This is a genomic window from Streptomyces sp. NPDC049837, from assembly GCF_040674455.1.
In the GTDB taxonomy this organism is placed as follows: domain Bacteria; phylum Actinomycetota; class Actinomycetes; order Streptomycetales; family Streptomycetaceae; genus Streptomyces.
Map to the genome: position 1 here is coordinate 131,717 of NZ_JBFAMP010000012.1, position 17,202 is coordinate 148,918.

Genomic DNA, 17,202 nt, shown 5'->3' on the forward strand with positions numbered 1-17,202 from the left:
ATGCACCAGGACATACACCTGCGGCTGCACGAGCTGCGTGCCGCCGAGTTAAGGAACCGCGCACCCCGGCGGCCGGCTCCCCGTCGCCCGCTGCGTACGCGAGTGGGCTGGACCCTCGTCGAGCTGGGCCTCCGGCTGGTCGCCGCTCCTCCGCCGCGTACCGCCCGTATCGCATGAAGGCGCCGGGCCCGCTCGCCACCGTCCTGGCCGCCAACGCCGTCTCCATCAGCGGCAACGCGCTGACCCTCATCGGTGTCCCGTGGTTCGCGCTCCAGACCACCGGCAGCCCCGGCAAGGCGGGGCTCGTCGCCTTCTGCGCCACCCTGCCCGTCGTCGTCTCCGCGATCGTCGGCGGGCCGGTCATCGACCGGATCGGCCGCCGGCGCGTCAGCATCGCCTCGGACCTGGTCTGCGCGCTGGCCCTCGCCGCGATCCCGCTCCTGCACCACGCGGGGCGGCTCGACTTCTGGATGCTGTGCGCCCTGATGGGCGTCACCGGACTGTTCCACGCGCCCGGCGAGACCGCCCGGCACGTCCTCGTACCCGACCTCGCCGAACAGGCCGGGACGACGCTCGCTCGGGCGGCGAGCCTGTTCGACGCGGTGTCGCGCGGGGCGCGGATGACGGGGGCCGCGCTGGCGGGCGTACTGATCGCGGTCGTCGGCGCGGAAACGGTCCTGCTGCTGGACGCGGTCACCTTCGGCCTCTCCGCGCTGCTGGTCTTCGGCGGCGTACGGGGCGTGCCGGCCGCCGAGCCGCTGCGGGGCGGCGCGCCCGTCTCGTTGGCGCGGTACCGGGCGGAGCTGCGCGAGGGGTACGCCTTCGTGCTCGGCTCCCGGCTGCTGCTGGGGATCACGCTGATGGTGATGTTCACCAACGGCCTGAACCAGGGCTGGAGTTCGGTGCTCCTGCCGGTGCACGCGCAGCGCAACCTGGGCGGCGCGGCCGCGATCGGCCTGGTCACGGCGGTGTTCGGCGGGTGCGCGCTGCTGGGGGCGCTGCTGTACGCGGCGGTGGGGCACCGATGGCGGCGGCGGACGGTGTTCACCGTCGCGTTCCTGGTCGGCGGGGCGCCGCCGTACGTCGTCGCGGCGCTGACGGACAGCGTGCTGCCGATGGTGGTGATGGCGGCGGTCTCCGGGCTGGGCGTCGGGACGCTCAACCCGATCCTGACGACCGTGATGTACGAGCGGGTGCCGGACGCCCTGCGCAGCCGGGTGGCGGGGGTGACGACGGCCGGGGTGCTGATGACCACGCCGCTGGGCGGGGTCGGCGCGGGCTACCTGGTGGAGCGGGTGGGTCTCGTACCGACGCTGCTGACGATCGGCGGCCTGTACTTCGCGGCGACGCTGACCCCGGCGCTCTTCCCCTCCTGGCGGGGCATGGACGGCCCGGCGGAGGTCAGCAGCTCGGGACCGCCTTCCCCTGCCCCAGGGCGCGCAGCGACGACACCGCGTCCTTGAGCGTGCCGACCGGGATGAGCTGCAAGCCCGCGGGCTTCTCCGCCTGGGCGTCGGCGCACTCGTCCTTCGGTACGAGGAAGACGGTGGCGCCGTCCCGGTGCGCGGCCTGCGTCTTCAGGGACACCCCGCCCACGGCACCGATCGTGCCGTCGGCGGCGACCGTGCCCGTACCGGCGACGGTGCGGCCACCGGTGAGGTCGCCGCCCGAGCCGTTGCCCTGGATCTTGTCGATGATCCCGAGCGCGAAGAACAGCCCGGCGCTGGGCCCGCCGACGTCGGCCAGCTCCAGGTCCACCTTCACCTGCCGCGGGCTCTTGCCGAGGTAGCCGAGCGCGGCCTGGACGGCGCTGTTCTGGGACTCCCGCATCTGGCCGATGTTGCGCTTCTCGATCTCGGCGTCGGACTTGCCGGCCGGGTAGACGGAGTCGCGCGGCAGTACGGCACGGTCGCCGCGGAACCAACTGTCGACGACGTCGCCGAGGTCCACGTCGGCGCGCGGGCCGGTGGCGACGATGGTCGTCATGCGCAGCTCGCCCTTGGTCTCGCGGACGGGTACGCCGGAGATGGTGATGACCTGCCGCCCCTTGTGCTCCCCCAGCACGTCGCTGGTCCCCCCGGGCTGCGCGAGGGTGAACGGCAGCGGCGCGACCCCGGCGACGACGAGCAGCGCGACGACGGGAAGGGCGCACAGGGCGAGAGCGCGGGGGCGCGTGAGACTGGAGAGCACGGTGCCAATCTATCGGCCACCCCGGGACCGCCGCCGCCGGGCGGTACGCGGGCGTCCGCTGGGCACGCGGCCGCCCGGCGCGGCGCTCCCGCCCGGCGCTCCCGCCCGGCGCGGCTCAGCGCAACGCGTCCGCCACCTCGCGGGCGGCGTCGACGACGCGGGGGCCGACGCGTTCCGGTACGGCGTCCGCCAGCATGACCACGCCGACGCTGCCCTCGATGCCGGTCACCCCCAGCAGCGGGGCCGCGGCGCCGCTCGCGCCGGCCTCCAGTTCGCCGTGCGTGAGCGTGTAGCCCGGCTCGCTGAGCGCGCCCTGCCGGGCGGCGAGTATCGCGCGGCCGGCCGCGCCCCGGTCCAGCGGGTGGCGGAACCCGGCCCGGTAGGCCACGTGGTAGTCCGTCCAGGTCGGTTCGACGACCGCGACGGCCAGCGCCTCCGCCCCGTCGACGAGCGTCAGGTGGGCGGTGGCGCCGATGTCCTCGGCCAGCGACCGCAGCGCGGGCAACGCGGCCTCGCGCACCAGCGGGTGCACCTGGCGGCTGAGCCGCAGCACGCCGAGGCCGACGCGGGCGCGGCCGCCGAGGTCACGGCGTACCAGGGCGTGCTGTTCGAGCGTGGCGAGCAGACGGTAGACGACGGTGCGGTTGACGCCGAGTTTGTTGGACAACTCGGTGACGGTCAGCCCGTGGTCGGTGTCGGCGAGCAACTTGAGGACACGCAGTCCTCTGTCGAGCGTCTGGGAGGTCTCCGCGGTCACGACGCCCTCTCCTTCGGAGTGAGTGACGGCGGACACTCTCAACGGCGGACGCGTCACCGGTCCCATCGGCGACGCACGGAGAGGCCGCCGGCAGGCCATGGCACACCGGCTGCGCTCCGCGGCGGCGCTGCCACGGGGCGTTTGCATTGCGATTGCCGGGACAGTAGCGAGCGACTCCGCTCAGCGGAAGCCCTCGTCCAGAATCCGGTCGCAAGCGTTTGCCGTACGGAAATTTCGTCCCGTTATGCCCCAAGTACACCGGCGCTCGGCCGCGTGACGCTCAACGCATGCGCGTAGCCCACTCCTGGACCTTCTTGATCCGCTCGCGGATCTGCCCGGCCGTCGCCTCGGCGCTCGGCGGCCCGCCGCACACCCGGCGCAGCTCGGTGTGGATGACGCCGTGCGGCTTGCCGCTCTGGTGGACGTACGCGCCGACCATCGTGTTGAGCTGCTTGCGCAGCTCCAGCAGCTCCTTGTGCGAAACGACGGGCCGCCGCTCGGCCGGCAGCTCCAGCAGGTCGGCCTCCTCGGCCGGCTTCTGCCTGCTGTGCGCGATCTGCCGCGCCTGCCGCTTGCGCAGCAGCAACTGCACCTGGTCGGGTTCCAGGAGGCCCGGGATGCCGAGGTAGTCCTGCTCCTCCGCGCTGCCGGGGTGGGCCTGCATGCCGAACTCGGCCCCGTCGTACAGCACCCGGTCGAAGACCGCGTCGGACTCCAGCGCCTCGAAGGGCAGCATGTCCTGCTCGCCGGTGTCCTCGTCCTGCTGCTTGTTGGCCTCGTCCATCTCCTTCTCGGACTCGGCGTACGGGTCCTCGTCGGCCCCGTCCTTCTTCGGCTTGTCGAGGGCGTGGTCGCGCTCGACCTCCATCTCGCCCGCGAAGGTCAGCAGGGTCGGGATGGTGGGAAGGAACACCGACGCGGTCTCGCCGCGCCTGCGGGATCGTACGAAACGGCCGACCGCCTGCGCGAAGAACAGCGGCGTCGAGATCGTCGTCGCGTACACGCCGACCGCGAGGCGCGGCACGTCGACGCCTTCGGACACCATGCGGACGGCGACCATCCACCGGTCGTCACTCGCGCTGAAGTCGTCGATCCGCTTGGACGCGCCCGCGTCGTCGGAGAGGACGACGGTCGCCTTGGTCCCGGTGATCTCACGGATCAGCTTCGCGTACGCGCGTGCCGAGTCCTGGTCGGAGGCGATGACGAGCCCGCCCGCGTCCGGAATGCCCTTGCGGACCTCGGTGAGCCGCTGGTCGGCGGCGCGCAGGACGTTGGGCATCCAGTCGCCGCGCGGGTCGAGCGCGGTCCGCCAGGCCTGCGAGATCGCGTCCTTGGTCATCGGCTCGCCCAGCCTGGCCGCGACCTCGTCACCGGCCTTGGTGCGCCAGCGCATGTTGCCGCTGTAGGAGAGGAAGATGACGGGGCGGACGACGCCGTCGCCGAGCGCGTTGCCGTATCCGTACGTGTAGTCGGCGGAGGAGCGCCGGATGCCGTCGTTGCCCTCCTCGTACGTGACGAACGGGATGGGGTTGGTGTCCGACCGGAACGGCGTACCGGTCAGGGCGAGCCGCCGCGTCGCGGGCTCGAACGCCTCCAGGCACGCCTCGCCCCACGACTTGGAGTCACCGGCGTGGTGGATCTCGTCGAGGATGACCAGCGTCTTGCGCTGCTCGCTGCGGTTGCGGTGCAGCATGGGCCGTACGCCGACGCCCGCGTACGTCACCGCGACCCCGTGGTACTCCTTGCTCAGCGGCCCGGCGCTGTACTCCGGGTCCAGCTTGATGCCTATCCGCGCGGCGGCGGCCGCCCACTGCTTCTTCAGGTGCTCGGTCGGCGCGACGACGGTGACCTGCTGGACCACGTGGTGGTGCAGCAGCCAGGACGCCAGCGTGAGCGCGAAGGTGGTCTTGCCTGCGCCGGGCGTCGCGACGGCGAGGAAGTCGCGGGGCTGTTCCTGGATGTACTTGTCCATCGCGGCCTGCTGCCAGGCACGCAGCTTGTTGGCGGTACCCCAGGGGGCGCGGCCGGGGAAGGCGGGTGAGAGGTGATGGGAGGCGGTAGTAGTCACGGTCTCCGATTCGGTCTCTCGGCTGTTACGTACGACAACCGGGCCACCCTACCGGTGGCCCGGCGCCACCCCGCCCGGGATGGCGCCGTGACCTCGCGGAGTGCGACGCGGGTCACATTCCCCGCGCGCGGCGGTCACCGCGGTCCGGGCGCGGCCCGGAGCCTCGTCGCCACCCACGCCCCGGCCAGTCCCACCGCCGCCATCGGCAGGAACACCGCCGCGAAGGCCACCGGGTGGGAGCCGCCGGCCGAGGCGGCGTGACCGGCGGCCGAACCGCCGCCCAGGGCCGCGAAGGCGGCGCCGCCGGCGGTGAGGAGCAGGGCGTTGGAGAGGCCGTCGGAGATCTGGAGCGCCGCCGAGTTCGTGCCCGCCTCCTCCGGTGCCGACAGCTTCAGCAGCAGCACGCTCGTCGAGGCGATGACCATGCCCATGCCGAGGCAGCCGAAGCCCCAGGCGACGCCCACGATCCACACCGGCACGGAGGGGAGCAGCACGCTCGGCGCGGTCGCGATGGCCGCCGCGACCAGCAGCATCCCCAGCACCATCAGCCGCTCCCGGTACGGCTCCACGCGCGGCCGCGACTGGATGTACGAGCCCAGCGCCCATGTCGCGCCGCCCACCGCCAGCGACAGCCCGGCCAGCGTCGGGCTCACGCCCCGCTCGGTGACCAGCATCAGCGGCACGAACGACTCCGCCGAGATGAACGCCCCCGCCGCCACCCCGCGCAGCAGCACCACCGACGGCAGCCCGCGTGCCGCCCGGTAGGTGCCGCGCGGCAGCAGCCCGAGCGCGGCGGGGACCAGCAGCGCCACGCCTGCCACCGCCGGGGCCAGCGACAGCCACCTCAGGTCCTGGCCCGCGTACTGCAACAGGCCCGCGCCCAGCGAGATGCCCAGCGCCAGCCGGATGCGCCGCCCGTCGAACGGCACCGCCGGCGCCTCCGGGTCCGCGGGCCCCGACGCCATCCGCCGTATCGCCGGCAGGGCGAGCGCCAGCGGCAGGACGACGAGCACGGGGATCCCGACGAACACCCACCGCCACCCGAGCCGCTCGGTGACCGTCCCGGCGGCGAGCGGCCCGACGATCGAGGGGATCACCCAGCCGGCGGCGAACGCCGCCATGATCGCCGGCCGCAGCCGCTCCTCGTACGCCCGGCTGACCACCACGTACAGGCCCACGATCACCATCCCGCCGCCCAGCCCCTGGACGGCCCGCCCGAGGATGAACAGCCACATGGCCCCCGCCGTCCCCGACATCAGCAGCCCCGCCGCGAACGCGGTGATCCCGACGGTCACCGGCGCGAGCGGCCCCGCGCGGTCGGACCACTGACCGGACAGCACCATGGCGAAGAGGCTGGTGGTGAAGTACGCGGAGAACGCGAACGCGTACAGCGGAACGCCGTGCAACTCCCGTGCGGCGACCGGCATCGCCGTACCCACGGCGGTCGCCTCGAAGGCGATCAGCATCACCACGGAGACGATGCCGACGCTGAGCGCGCGATGCTCCCGGCCGAGAACACCGCCGGGCTTCCCCTGCCCGGCGGCGTCGGCTATCCGGCTGTTGCTGCTGTCCAAGGCGGCCATGCCCCTCAGAGTAAGGGGCGTCCCCGCACATGGCCCCTGTCCGGAGACGGTTGGGACCTCGGCCGTTGGTCGTACGACCTACGCGACCCTGGCCTCGTCCAGTTGGGCCAGGATCGCCTCCACCGTGCCGTCCACCGTCAGTTCCGACGTGTCGAGCCACAGCCCGATCCGGTCCGTCTCCTCGCGCAGCCCCCGGTCCAGCAGCTCGGGCGTCCAGCCGTCGCCGTACCCGGTCTTGCCCCTCGCCGCCTCCCGTGCGGCGACCGCCACCGGATCGGGGGCGAGAACGACGACGTAGAAGGGCCGGGTCCGCACGAGCCGTGTGTACGCGCCGAGTTCGGGACCCAGCACCACGTCCTGCACGACGGCGGTGAAGCCCTCCTCCGCGTACGCGTCGGCCGTCGCGGCCGACAGCCGGTAGCGCAGCCGCAGTTGCGCGAGCGCCTCCTCGCCCGCCCCCGGCACCATCTCCGCCCGCCCCGACACGATCATGCGCCGGAACGCGTCCCCCCGCACATGCGCGGCCTTCGGCAGGCGTTCGGCGAGCGCCTGGGCGACGGTCGACTTTCCGGCGGCCATGATGCCGGTGATCAGGACGACACCCCCCTGCGGCAGGCCATCCACGCCTCAGCCCTGCCCGGGCAACGCTGTCGGCAGCGTGACGGGGTCGGTGCACCCCAGAAGACCTCGGAGGTTACCGGCCAAGGACAGCGCCAGACGTGCGGACAGACGCGCGTCGCCCCCGGCCGTGCCGGCTCCGCTCACCTCTACCTCCAGCGGTACGCCCTCCCGCTGGCTCGCCGGAGCCTTGGGGACCTGGCAGGTCACGAGGAGCCCGACTCGCTTTCCGCCGTCGGCCTCATGCACGTACAGGTCCTTCGCCGCTTGTCGCCACTGACCGGCGAGCTTGCCCTCCGACACCGAGTTCATTGTCAGTACCGACCACTTCACCCGGGTCACCACCTGGGTATCCGCCGTGCGCCCCGACAACCGGCACGGTTCGTAGGAGTCGCGGGACAGGTCCTCATCATCCGCCGCCCGGGCCCTCGCCTCCTCGGCCATGGTCTCCGCGAGCTTCCGCGCCGACACAGGTGCCTCCGCCCGAACCTCATCGCCGCCGACGGCCTGCCGCGCGGCGTCCACACCGTCCCGGCCGAGCAGTTCCCGGCACGTATTCAGCTCGGGGGACGACTCACTCTGCGCTGGTTCGTTACCAGTGCAAGCCGCCAGGGCGAACACTCCAGCGGTGACAAGGGCGCTCACCTTGAGAAGCGGTGCGATATTCGTCATCACTCACTTGACCTTCATGGCTTCGGCGGCGCCCTGATTGCCTGCCAGGTAGGACTGCTCCGCCTGCCAGATGAAGCGGCGCCTCTCCTCCGTCGGCATTCCGGTCTCCTCGGCGTAGTTGATCAGGGGGAGCACCGCGCCACGCTGACCTGCGTTCTTGGCCTCCTGAATGGCGCTCAGGGCCTCGTCATCGTTCTTGTACTCGTGATCCTTGAGGTATTGCAGCGTCTCCGTCGCATAAGCCGTGTTCACTGCGCCTCCCACGGTCTCCATCACCAACGGGACGGCGGTAACGGCGACGACCCCCGCCGCAGGACCGAGGACCAGTGCGGATCCGATGCCGACGACTCCTGCGACACCTGAACTCACGCCGTACTTGCGCCACTCCGCCTGCTTTTCCAGTTCCAGGTTCTTCTTGTCCTCGTCGTCCTTGAAGTCGTCCGAGATCTGGATCGCACGCGCCTCGTCGATGACGCCGTGCACCTTCGACGCGTTGAAGGCGAACTCGGCAGCAGCGTCCTTGTCACCACCCAGCGCCTTCAAGCCACTCGCCTCGAACACCTGCTGAGCCCCCGACAAGGTCTTGTACGCATCCTCGTTGGACGCGACTGCCGCCATGAAGTTCCGGCTCGCCACCTCACCGAAGTCCGTACGAGAGGAGCCGTCGCTGCTGCCGGGGAACAACTTGTCGCGCTCGACGGCCTCGGCGCTGCCGCCGAAGTTGTACGTCGAGTAGTTGAGGTCGTCGATGTAGGCGGCACCCATTCGTCCCAGGCTGTCCATCAGTTCCCCGTGCCGACCCCGGAGACCCGTGTCCGAGCCGTAGTCGTTGATCACCTCTTGCATGATCTCGGCACTGTCATCGTCACGCTTCAGCACGGGGTTGGGGTCATCCCAGCCATGTCCTGTGACGGCCGCTTCCAAGGCGTGGCCCAGAGCATCGGGCAGATAGGCGAGAGACTTCTTGGCTTCGTCGGGGTGATGCCCGTCGATGTCGGGGAACGACTTGTAGCCCTCGTTCTGGAAGTAGTCCAGATAGCCCGTGATCTTGTTCCCCTTCTTGTCCGAACCGAGGTCCGGTGCCCCGCCCTTCACCGTGCCGTCCTCGTTGTACGCCGTCGGGTCGGCGGAGAAGAAGAGCTTCGCGGCCTCCGGGCTGTGGCCCAGGGCCTCCAGCATCGGCACGACCGGGTCGTATCCGGCCCCGTTCACACCGGACGGGTTGAAGGGACTCTTCTGCCATCCGCCGATCGCCTTGTTGTCGGCGAACATGTACGGGTCCTTCTGGTGGAGCTGGACCACGTGCTCGGCGATGGGGTTGAGGAACTTGGCGTCATAGTTGCCGTACCGCATGATGCCGCCGAGCAACTGGTAGCCGAAGGGACCGTTGTAGTCGTTCTTGGCCAGCGGGATTCGTTCGGTGCCGAGTTTGCGCATCTCGGCCGACCAGCTTTCGGTCCACTTGTCGCCGCCCTGGGTCGCCGCGGCGAGGTTGAGTCCCAGGTTTCGCTGGAGCTCTTGGACGTCCTTGAGGCGCTGCTTGTCGAGCTCTGCGTAGTCGTAGGTGTCCGTCGCCAACTGCCCGAAGAATTCAAGAGATCCCTTCGGTCCCATACCGTTGTAGAAGGTACGGGAGAACTCCTTCGAGGTGTGGTTGTCCTTCAGGAGCTCGTTCAGTCGTGCCAGCTCCTCGTGTGAGAGGTCCCGGCCCTTCTTCGCGAGGTCGAGAGCCCGCTGGGCCTCCTCCGCGTCGAGGCTCTTGTACTTGGGCGCGCTGAAGTTGTGCTGGTCTCCGGTGATGTTCCCCTTGAGTGCGTTCGCCGTCGCCACGTCGGCGTCGTCGCACGTCTCGACGATGGCGTCGATCCGCCTCTGCAACGCCTTGATGCGGTTGTTCTGCTGCCGCAGCAGGTCCTCGTAATCGGGATCGTGCCTCGCCGTCGGGTCCTTCTCGAGGGGATAGGAGGCCTCGACCTTGCCGCGCGCGGTGACGACGAGCCCCTGCGCCCCGGCCTCCTCGTCCATGATCTTCTTGAGTTCGTCCTTCGCCTTCTTGAAGGCGCTGTGTCCGTCCTCGAGAATCAGCGTGATGCCCTTGGCAGCCTTCGCCGCGTCGTCGAACTCCTTGGCGGTCTTGTCGACGAACGGTTTCGTGACCTCGGCGTTGACGCCCTTCCAGTACTCGCCCTTCGCCCGGGCGGCCATCGTGGTCCGGGCGTCGGTGGCGAGCTTCTCCAGCTTGGTGGTCATCTGCGACCAGTCGTCCGCCGCGCTCTTCATTTTGTCGAGCGGGGCATGGTACACATCGCCAAAGGTCAGCACGATTCCCCGCCTACTTGAGGTACTCGTTGATCTTCGACACGGAGAGCGACGCCTCGATGTCCTGGTCGACCTTCGCCTGCGAGGAGGCGCTGTAGTCGAGGTGGTTGGAGATGTGCGCGCAGGCGTCGAGCAACGTCTTCAGTTGAGAGTTCCAGGTGTCGTGAACAGTTCTCATAGCAGCACCGGTCTGGAAGCCGTTGACAGTCATCATGGTCGCCGCTTCGGACGTACTGGCGCGTGCGTGGTTGCCGTCGGTTTTGAGCCGGGTGTGCAGTTCGTAGGCCGCGTGACCGATCCAGCCCAGCTTGTCCTGATTCACGGCCAAGTCGACATTGCCGCTGCTTCCGGCGCCGTCGGCCTGATTCAGGCGCGTGCCGGCACTGGCGGCGGCCGACGCCCTGACTGACGCCCATTCCTGGTCGAACGACACGGTTCCCCCCGTCGTCGGATTTCCCGCATACCATTTCGGTCCCCACCATAGGGCGTCCAGCGCCCTGCCCCCATTCCGCAGAGCATTCAGTCCGTTGCGCCCGAAATTCGCAGGCGGCAGGAAAAGCGGTGCTCGCGAACAATGAGCGGCGGCGGTCAGACCTGCGGCGCGGCCACCGCCGCCTGGGGGCGGATGGGGAGGCGGTTGATGGGGCGGCCGGTGGCGGAGCGGACCGCGGAGGCCACCGCGGCCGGGGCGGTGACCACGGGGACCGCGCTGGCGGCCTTGGCGCCGAAGGGGGCGACCACGTCGCGTTCTTCGACGAGTTTGACGATGCGGATGTCCGGGGCGTCCAGGGCCGTCGGGAGGGCGTAGCCGGTGAGGTCGGGGTGGCGGACCAGGCCCCGGGTGGTGCGGAGGTTCTCGGTGAGGGCCGCGCCGACGCCCTGGGTGACGCCCGCTTCGATGCGGGTGGCGAGCTGGGCGGGGTTGAGGACGCGGCCGACGTCCTGGGCGACCGCCATCTCGACCACGCGGATGGAGCCGAGCTCGATGTCGACGTCCACCACCGCGCGGATGGCGCAGAAGGCGAGGCCGACGAAGGCGTCACCCTGTCCGGCGTCGTCGAGGGGTTCGGTGGGGTGGGGGCGGCACTGGGCGGTGGCCCAGAGCTCCTTGCCGTCCATGGCCTCCATGACGGTGGTGGACAGCACGCCGTCGTAGGAGGTGATCTTCCCGTCGGTGATCTGGAGCAGCTCGGTGGACATGCCGAACTTGTGGGCCAGGGGCTGGAGCAGTTGGGTGCGGACCATTTTGGCGGCGCGCTCGACCGCGCCGCCCGAGACCCAGGTGTGGCGGCCGTGGGTGGCCGGGCCGGCGGGGGGCTGGTCGGTGTCGACGGAGGCGACGTGGACCTCGTCGATGCCCAGCGTGTCCTGCACGATCTGGCGGGCGAGGGTGGAGAAGCCCTGACCGGTCTCCACCGCCGCGCAGATGACGGTCGCCACGCCGTCGTGGACCTTGACCGTGGCCGTGGAGACCTCGTCGGTGCCCTCGGCGCCGAGCATGTGGACCATGCCGAGCCCGTAGCCGACGCCACGGCGTACGGCGCCGGGCTCGCCCGCGCCCTCCGGGCCGCCGGGGAGCAGCCAGCCGTCCTCCGGGGAGTCCTTCGGGAGCGGCGGGAGGGGGAAGTCCCGGACGGCCTGGAGGAGTTCGGCGACCGGGGCCGGGCAGGTGACCGTCTGGCCGGTGGGGAGGATGTCGCCGGTGGCCAGGACGTTGCGCAGGCGCAGCTCGGCGGGGTCCAGGCCGAGGCGGGCGGCGAGCTTGTCCATCTGGGCCTCGTACGCGGCGCAGACCTGCATCGCGCCCTCACCGCGGACATGGCCGGAGGGCGGGTTGTTGGTGCGTACCGCCCAGCCCTCGACGAACGCGTGCGGGACGACGTACGGGCCGCAGGCGAAGGCGACGGCGGCGGCGAGCGACTCGGAGGACGCCTCGGCGTAGGCGCCCGCGTCGAGGAGGATCTGCGCCTCGACCTTGACCAGGCGGCCCTCCGCGTCCGCGTGGTGGCGGTAGCGCAGCAGCGTGGGGTGGCGGTGGGCGTGGCCGAGGAAGGACTCCTCGCGGGTGGCGGCCAGTTTGACGGGGCAGCCGGTGCGCAGCGCGAGCAGGCCCAGCGGGATCTGGAAGCCCGGGTCCTCCCGGTCGCCGGTCGCGCCCGGCACGCCGGTGACGACGACCTTGACCTGCTCGGGCGGCAGTCCGAAGCAGGCGGCGGCCAGGTCGCGGTCGGTGTGCGGGTCGGTGGAGGCGGTGTAGATGTCGACGCCGCCGTCCGGGCGCGGCACGGCGAGCCCTGCCTCGGCGCCGATCGGCGCCGGGTCCTGGCGCCCGATGCGGTACAGACCCTCGACGATGACCTCGCCCGTCGCCTCCGGGTCGCCGTAGCGCAGCGGGATGTGGCGGATCAGGTTGCCGTCGGGGTGGAGGGGCGGGGCGGCGAAGGCCTTCTCGGGGTCGGTGACCGGGTCGAGGACCTCGTACTCGACGGCGATGGCCGCGGCGGCGAGGCGGGCCGTGTCCGGGTGGTCGGCCGCGACGGCGGCGATGGCCTCGCCGTGGTGGCGTACAAGGTCGGAGGCGAAGACCGGGCGGTCGGCGACCGTGCGGCCGTACGTGGCGTCGCCGGGGACGTCCGCGTGGGTGACCACGGCCCGGACGCCCGGCATCTCGGCGGCGGCCGTGGTGTCGATGGAGACCACGCGCGCGTGCGCGTGCGGGGAGCGGAGCACGGCCGCCCACAGCAGGCCCTCGGCCCACAGGTCGGAGGCGTAGGGGAAGGTCCCCTCCGTCTTGGCGCGGGCGTCGGCGGACGGGAGGGACGCGCCGAGCCCGTGGGCCGGGAGCTCCTGCTGCGGCCCCTGGGGGCCGTCGACCGCCGGGATGGCGGTGGCCGCGTCGTTGCTCACGCCATGCCTCCGTCGTGCGGGTGGGGGATCTGGTGCGGGATTCGGGGCTGTGCGGCACCCTCGCCGCCGCCGTCGGCCTCGGCCGCTTCGGCCGCGGCGGCCGCGCTGGCGGCGCGTTCGGCGACGACCTGGCGTACGGCGTCGACGACTCCCCGGTAGCCGGTGCAGCGGCAGAGGTTGCCGCAGAGCGCCTGGCGGGTCTCCAGCTCGCTCGGGGCGTGGTTGCCTTCGAGGAGGTCGTGCACCGTCATGGCCATGCCCGGGATGCAGAAGCCGCACTGGACGGCTCCGCACGCGGCGAGGGCGCGCTGTACGTCGGAGGGCTCGCCGTCCGTGGCCAGCCCCTCGACCGTACGCACCTCGCTGCCGGCCGCGGTCGCCGCCGGCACCAGGCAGGAGGCGACGAGACGCCCGTCGACCTGGACGTTGCAGGCGCCGCACTCGCCTTGCGAGCAGCCGTCCTTGGCACCGGCGAGGCCGAGCCGTTCGCGCAGCACGTACAGCAGGGACTCGCCGATCCACGCCTCGGTGACGGGACGGTCGGTGCCGTTGACGCGCAGGACGTACGAGATGTGCGGGTGCTCGTCGCTGTCCGTGACGTGGGTGGGGGGCGCGGCGGCCTCGTGGTCGCCCTCCTGGGCCGCCTCTTGAGCCGGTTCGGGGCCGGGCTCCCCGGCCGGTTCCTCGTCCGGGCCGGCGGCGGGCGCGTCGGCCTGGCCATGGCCGGGCTCGTGGACCGGCTCATGGACCGGCGCCTGGGCCGCTTCCTGAGCCGCTTCCTGGGGCGGCCCGGGAACCGGATTCGATTCCGGATGCGGTTCGGCATGCGGTTCCGGATGCGGATACGGCTCCGCTTCGGCGGCTTCCCGGGCGGGCTCCCGCACCGCCTCCGGCGTGGCCCAGGGCGCGGCCGCGCCGCCCGGAAGCGTCGCCGGCGGGTTGCCGCTCGTCCACTGCGAGGCGAGCGCCGAGGTCGTGAACTCGCCCGATTCGTCCGGAAGATCCCCCTGGGCGACCGGAATCGTCCACTGCCCGGTCAGCTCCGAGGGCGCGGGCTCGGGCGCCGCCGCCTGGAAGTTCCACTGCGCCGTCGCGTTCGGGTCGTGGGCCGCCCACGCCTCCGGCGGCACGTAGCCGTGCCCGGGGGCCTCCAGCGGTGCCCCGGCCGTCGACATGTCCGGCGGGAGCTGTACGAAGGCGGTCGCGTCGCCGTCGTACTCGCCCTGGGGCGTCGGCTGCCAGCCGCCCTGACCCTGCTGGTTCTCGTTCTCGCCGGTGGTCACGACAGCGCCCTCCCCAGTGCCCGTCGGGCCAGCGCGGCGACCGTGCGCCGCAGGTGCAGTACGGCGGGCGGCAACTGCTCCTCGCCCGGCGGGTCCGGGATGCAGGCGGCCGCGACGTACTCGCCGAACGCCGTCAGCGCCTCCGGCGCCAGCCCGCGGTCGCCGTCCCAGTCGATGAGCGAGGCGATCCAGCGCTCCGCCTCCAGCGGCCGCAGCGGCATCGGGGCGATCGCCCCGACCGCGCAGCGCACGCCGCGCCGCGCCGGGTCCAGGACGACCGCGACGGACGCGGTGGCCCGCCCGGGGCCGGTCCGGCCGGTGGCCTTCAGAAACACCTGCGGGGCGTGCAGGAGGGGTACGCGGACGAAACCGATCAGCTCGGCGGGCCCGAGGAGTTCCCGGCCGGCCAGCAGGTGCGTCACCGGGATCTCGCGCGTGCCGCCCGGACCCGCGACGACCAGGTCCGCCTCCAGGGCGGCCAGCACGGGCAGGGAGTCGCCGGTGGGCGCGGAGGTGACGATGTTGCCGCCCAGGGTGCCCGCGTTGCGGATCTGGGGCGGTCCGGCCGCGCGGGCGGCCGCGGCGAGGGCGGGGATGAGCGCCGCGAAGTCGGGGCGGCCCATGCGCGCGTGCGTGAGGCCGGCGCCCAGCAGGGCGTGGCCGTCCTGGTACTGCCAGCCGCGGATCTCATTGACGCGGCCGAGGCCGACGAGGCCCGCGGGGCGCAACTGGCCCTTGTTGACGGCGGCCATCAGATCCGTACCGCCCGCCACGGGCACGGCGGCGGGCATGGCGCTGAGCGCCGCCACGGCCTCGCCGAGCGTGGCCGGCAGCGTCACGGACTGCGCCGCCTGCGGTGCGTGCGTGGTCAACCCGCTGCCCCTTCCCGGTGTCCCCGGCTGTCCCGGCTGTCCCGCCTGTGTTGCCGTACCGTACGTGCTCACAGCCCCGACGTGGCAACTCTGGCACATCTTCCGGGCCGGTCGGCGCGAGGGTCCGCGAAGGACGCATCCGCCCCGGACATCCCGTGACCTGCGAGATGGGCGGTTTGCCGCGGCATTGGCGGCACGCGCGGATTGCCACTTCTCGGCGACCTTGTACGACTTATTCCTGGCGGCCCACGGTCCCAGGTGCCGGGCGCGGGTGCGCGCGCCTTTCCGCCGGGCTCACACGTTTGGGGGCGCCCCCTCGATCGGGCGTCCGAGCACCCCCGGGCGCCGCTGCCACGGCAACGGCCCACCGGGCGGACGGTAGTCGACGCCGAGCGCGTCAAGGCGCGCGTAGTGGGCGGTCATTCGGCGGGTGAAGTCCGCGAAGTCGCGCTCGGCGGGGTCGGCCGGGAGCCGGGTGGACCAGGCGACCTCGGCGAAGGCGGCGAGGCGGGGGAAGACCTGGTAGTCGACGCGGGAACGGCTGTCGAGTACCTCGGTCCAGACGTTGGCCTGGGTACCGATGATGTGCGCGGCCGCGGCCGGGGACAGCCCGGGCGGTACGGGTTCGAAGCGGTAGACGTCCTCCAGGGTGCGCACGTATCCGATCGGCACCGGCTCGTCGGCGCCGCCGTCCTGCCGGTGGTCCAGGTACACGTGCTGCTCGGGGCACATGACGACGTCGTGGCCCGCCTCGGCGGCGGCGATCCCGCCGGCGTACCCGCGCCAGGAGGACACGGCGGCGCCGGGCGGCAGACCGCCCTCCAGGATCTCGTCCCACCCGATCAGGCGGCGCCCCCGCTCCGCCAGCCAGCGGTCGAAGTGCCGGACGAACCACGCCTGGAGCTCGTCCTCGCCGGCGAGTCCGAGCTCCTTCATGCGGGCCTGGGCCGCCGGGGACGCCTTCCACTGGTCCTTGGGGCACTCGTCGCCACCGAGGTGGACGAAGGGGGACGTGTCGGCGGGGAAGAGCGCGAGGACTTCCTCAAGTACGCCTTCGTAGAAGCGGAGGGTGTTGTCAGTGGGCGCGAGTACGTTCGGGTTGATGCCCCAGGTGTCCCAGACGGGGAGGGTGGTCGTGTCGATGACGTCGGTGTTGCCGAGTTCCGGGTACGCGGCGATGGCGGCCTGCGAGTGGCCGGGGAGGTCGATCTCGGGGACGACGCGGATATGCCGCTCGGCGGCGTACGCGACGATCTCGCGGATGTCGTCCTGGGTGTAGTAGCCGCCGTGCGGGGTCTCGTCCCAGAGTTCCGAGGCCCGGTGTCCCCGTTTCGTGCGCGCCCGCCAGGCGCCGGTCCCGGTGAGCCGGGGGTAGCGCTTGATCTCGATGCGCCAGCCCTGGTCGTCGGTGAGGTGGAGGTGCAGGACGTTGAGCTTGTGGGCGGCGAGGAGGTCGAGGTAGCGGAGGACGTCGTCCTTGGGGAGGAAGTGGCGGGCGACATCGAGCATCAGGCCGCGCCAGGGGAAGCGGGGCGCGTCCTCGATGACGATCAGGGGCAGGTGCCACTCCCGGCGGGCCGTGACCGGTGCGCGCCGGAAGGCTTCCGGGCCGAGCAGTTGACGGAAGGTCTGGGCGCCCCAGAAGACGCCCGCGGCGCTGCCGCCCTGGAGGCGGCGGGCGTACCCGTCGGCGACGATGCGGTACCCCTCGGGCGGGAGCGTGGGGTCGATGCTCAGCACGATGCGGTTGTCGTCGTCGTTCCCGTCCGGGAAGGGCAGGCCGGTGGCGGCCCCGATCGTGCCCCGGAACCACCGGGCGACGCCCTCCGTGCCCGGCTGGGTCTCCAATTGGGTGTCCGCGTCGAGGACGTCGTACCCGGGGGGCGGCACCCACCAGGAGGCGAACGGGAAGGGGATCAGGTCCATGGGATCC

Annotated in this window: 14 protein-coding genes; 2 read left to right on the forward strand and 12 right to left on the reverse strand. The window is 72.0% G+C overall.

Translation table 11 applies throughout. From position 1 onward, the window contains the following. Both AB0J57_RS28540 and AB0J57_RS28545 read left to right on the forward strand, forming a co-directional pair. Window positions 1-177: a hypothetical protein gene (locus AB0J57_RS28540; RefSeq protein WP_366131203.1), complete on the forward strand. Its 177-nt coding sequence runs from the start codon at window positions 1-3 to the stop codon at window positions 175-177. Next, window positions 174-1,463: an MFS transporter gene (locus AB0J57_RS28545; RefSeq protein ID WP_366131204.1), complete on the forward strand. Its 1,290-nt coding sequence runs from the start codon at window positions 174-176 to the stop codon at window positions 1,461-1,463. Before AB0J57_RS28540 ends, AB0J57_RS28545 begins: the two co-directional genes overlap by 4 nt. On the opposite strand, the gene AB0J57_RS28550 is transcribed toward AB0J57_RS28545, so the two are convergent. The 12 genes from AB0J57_RS28550 to AB0J57_RS28605 form a co-directional block, all read right to left on the reverse strand. After that, window positions 1,402-2,190 (reverse strand): S16 family serine protease, encoded by a 789-nt coding sequence (locus AB0J57_RS28550; RefSeq protein WP_366131205.1) that lies wholly within the window; start codon window positions 2,188-2,190, stop codon window positions 1,402-1,404. The genes AB0J57_RS28545 and AB0J57_RS28550 overlap by 62 nt on opposite strands. Before the next feature lie 115 nt (window positions 2,191-2,305). Further along, the gene (locus tag AB0J57_RS28555) at window positions 2,306-2,947 is read right to left on the reverse strand and encodes a helix-turn-helix domain-containing protein (RefSeq protein WP_366131206.1); all 642 of its coding nucleotides are present in this window, start codon (window positions 2,945-2,947) and stop codon (window positions 2,306-2,308) included. 280 nt (window positions 2,948-3,227) lie between these two features. After that, on the reverse strand, window positions 3,228-5,015 hold the full coding sequence (locus AB0J57_RS28560) for a DEAD/DEAH box helicase (protein ID WP_366131207.1): 1,788 nt from the start codon (window positions 5,013-5,015) through the stop codon (window positions 3,228-3,230). Window positions 5,016-5,149: 134 nt separating this feature from the next. Beyond that, a complete protein-coding gene (locus AB0J57_RS28565; RefSeq protein WP_366131208.1) occupies window positions 5,150-6,598 on the reverse strand; it encodes an MFS transporter in 1,449 nt (482 codons plus the stop codon). Window positions 6,599-6,676: 78 nt separating this feature from the next. Beyond that, window positions 6,677-7,222: an AAA family ATPase gene (locus tag AB0J57_RS28570; protein WP_366131209.1), complete on the reverse strand. Its 546-nt coding sequence runs from the start codon at window positions 7,220-7,222 to the stop codon at window positions 6,677-6,679. Window positions 7,223-7,225: 3 nt separating this feature from the next. After that, window positions 7,226-7,888 (reverse strand): hypothetical protein, encoded by a 663-nt coding sequence (locus tag AB0J57_RS28575; protein ID WP_366131210.1) that lies wholly within the window; start codon window positions 7,886-7,888, stop codon window positions 7,226-7,228. Between the two features lie 3 nt (window positions 7,889-7,891). Next, window positions 7,892-10,210 carry a hypothetical protein gene (locus AB0J57_RS28580; protein ID WP_366131211.1) on the reverse strand — a complete coding sequence of 773 codons (2,319 nt, stop codon included), beginning with the start codon at window positions 10,208-10,210 and terminating at the stop codon, window positions 7,892-7,894. A 10-nt stretch (window positions 10,211-10,220) separates the two neighbouring features. Next, a complete protein-coding gene (locus AB0J57_RS28585) occupies window positions 10,221-10,640 on the reverse strand; it encodes a hypothetical protein (RefSeq protein WP_366131212.1) in 420 nt (139 codons plus the stop codon). A gap of 155 nt (window positions 10,641-10,795) precedes the next feature. Then, on the reverse strand, window positions 10,796-13,114 hold the full coding sequence (locus AB0J57_RS28590) for a xanthine dehydrogenase family protein molybdopterin-binding subunit (RefSeq protein WP_366131213.1): 2,319 nt from the start codon (window positions 13,112-13,114) through the stop codon (window positions 10,796-10,798). Next, complete coding sequence (locus tag AB0J57_RS28595) at window positions 13,111-14,397, reverse strand: 2Fe-2S iron-sulfur cluster-binding protein (RefSeq protein WP_366131214.1); 1,287 nt, start codon at window positions 14,395-14,397, stop codon at window positions 13,111-13,113. The genes AB0J57_RS28590 and AB0J57_RS28595 overlap by 4 nt, the downstream gene beginning before the upstream one ends. Continuing rightward, entirely contained in the window at window positions 14,394-15,269 is an 876-nt protein-coding gene (locus AB0J57_RS28600) for an FAD binding domain-containing protein (RefSeq protein ID WP_366131215.1), read from the reverse strand. Before AB0J57_RS28600 ends, AB0J57_RS28595 begins: the two co-directional genes overlap by 4 nt. Before the next feature lie 294 nt (window positions 15,270-15,563). Then, a complete protein-coding gene (locus AB0J57_RS28605; protein WP_366131282.1) occupies window positions 15,564-17,195 on the reverse strand; it encodes a beta-N-acetylhexosaminidase in 1,632 nt (543 codons plus the stop codon). Window positions 17,196-17,202: the final 7 nt, after the last annotated feature.

What these genes read in the sequence shown, in the direction of transcription:
- AB0J57_RS28540 (WP_366131203.1), top strand. Translation starts at nt 1, where the DNA reads ATGCACCAGGACATACACCTGCGGCTGCACGAGCTGCGTGCCGCCGAG.
- AB0J57_RS28545 (WP_366131204.1), top strand. Translation starts at nt 174, where the DNA reads ATGAAGGCGCCGGGCCCGCTCGCCACCGTCCTGGCCGCCAACGCCGTC.
- AB0J57_RS28565 (WP_366131208.1), bottom strand. Translation starts at nt 6,598, where the DNA reads ATGGCCGCCTTGGACAGCAGCAACAGCCGGATAGCCGACGCCGCCGGG.
- AB0J57_RS28575 (WP_366131210.1), bottom strand. Translation starts at nt 7,888, where the DNA reads ATGACGAATATCGCACCGCTTCTCAAGGTGAGCGCCCTTGTCACCGCT.
- AB0J57_RS28605 (WP_366131282.1), bottom strand. Translation starts at nt 17,195, where the DNA reads ATGGACCTGATCCCCTTCCCGTTCGCCTCCTGGTGGGTGCCGCCCCCC.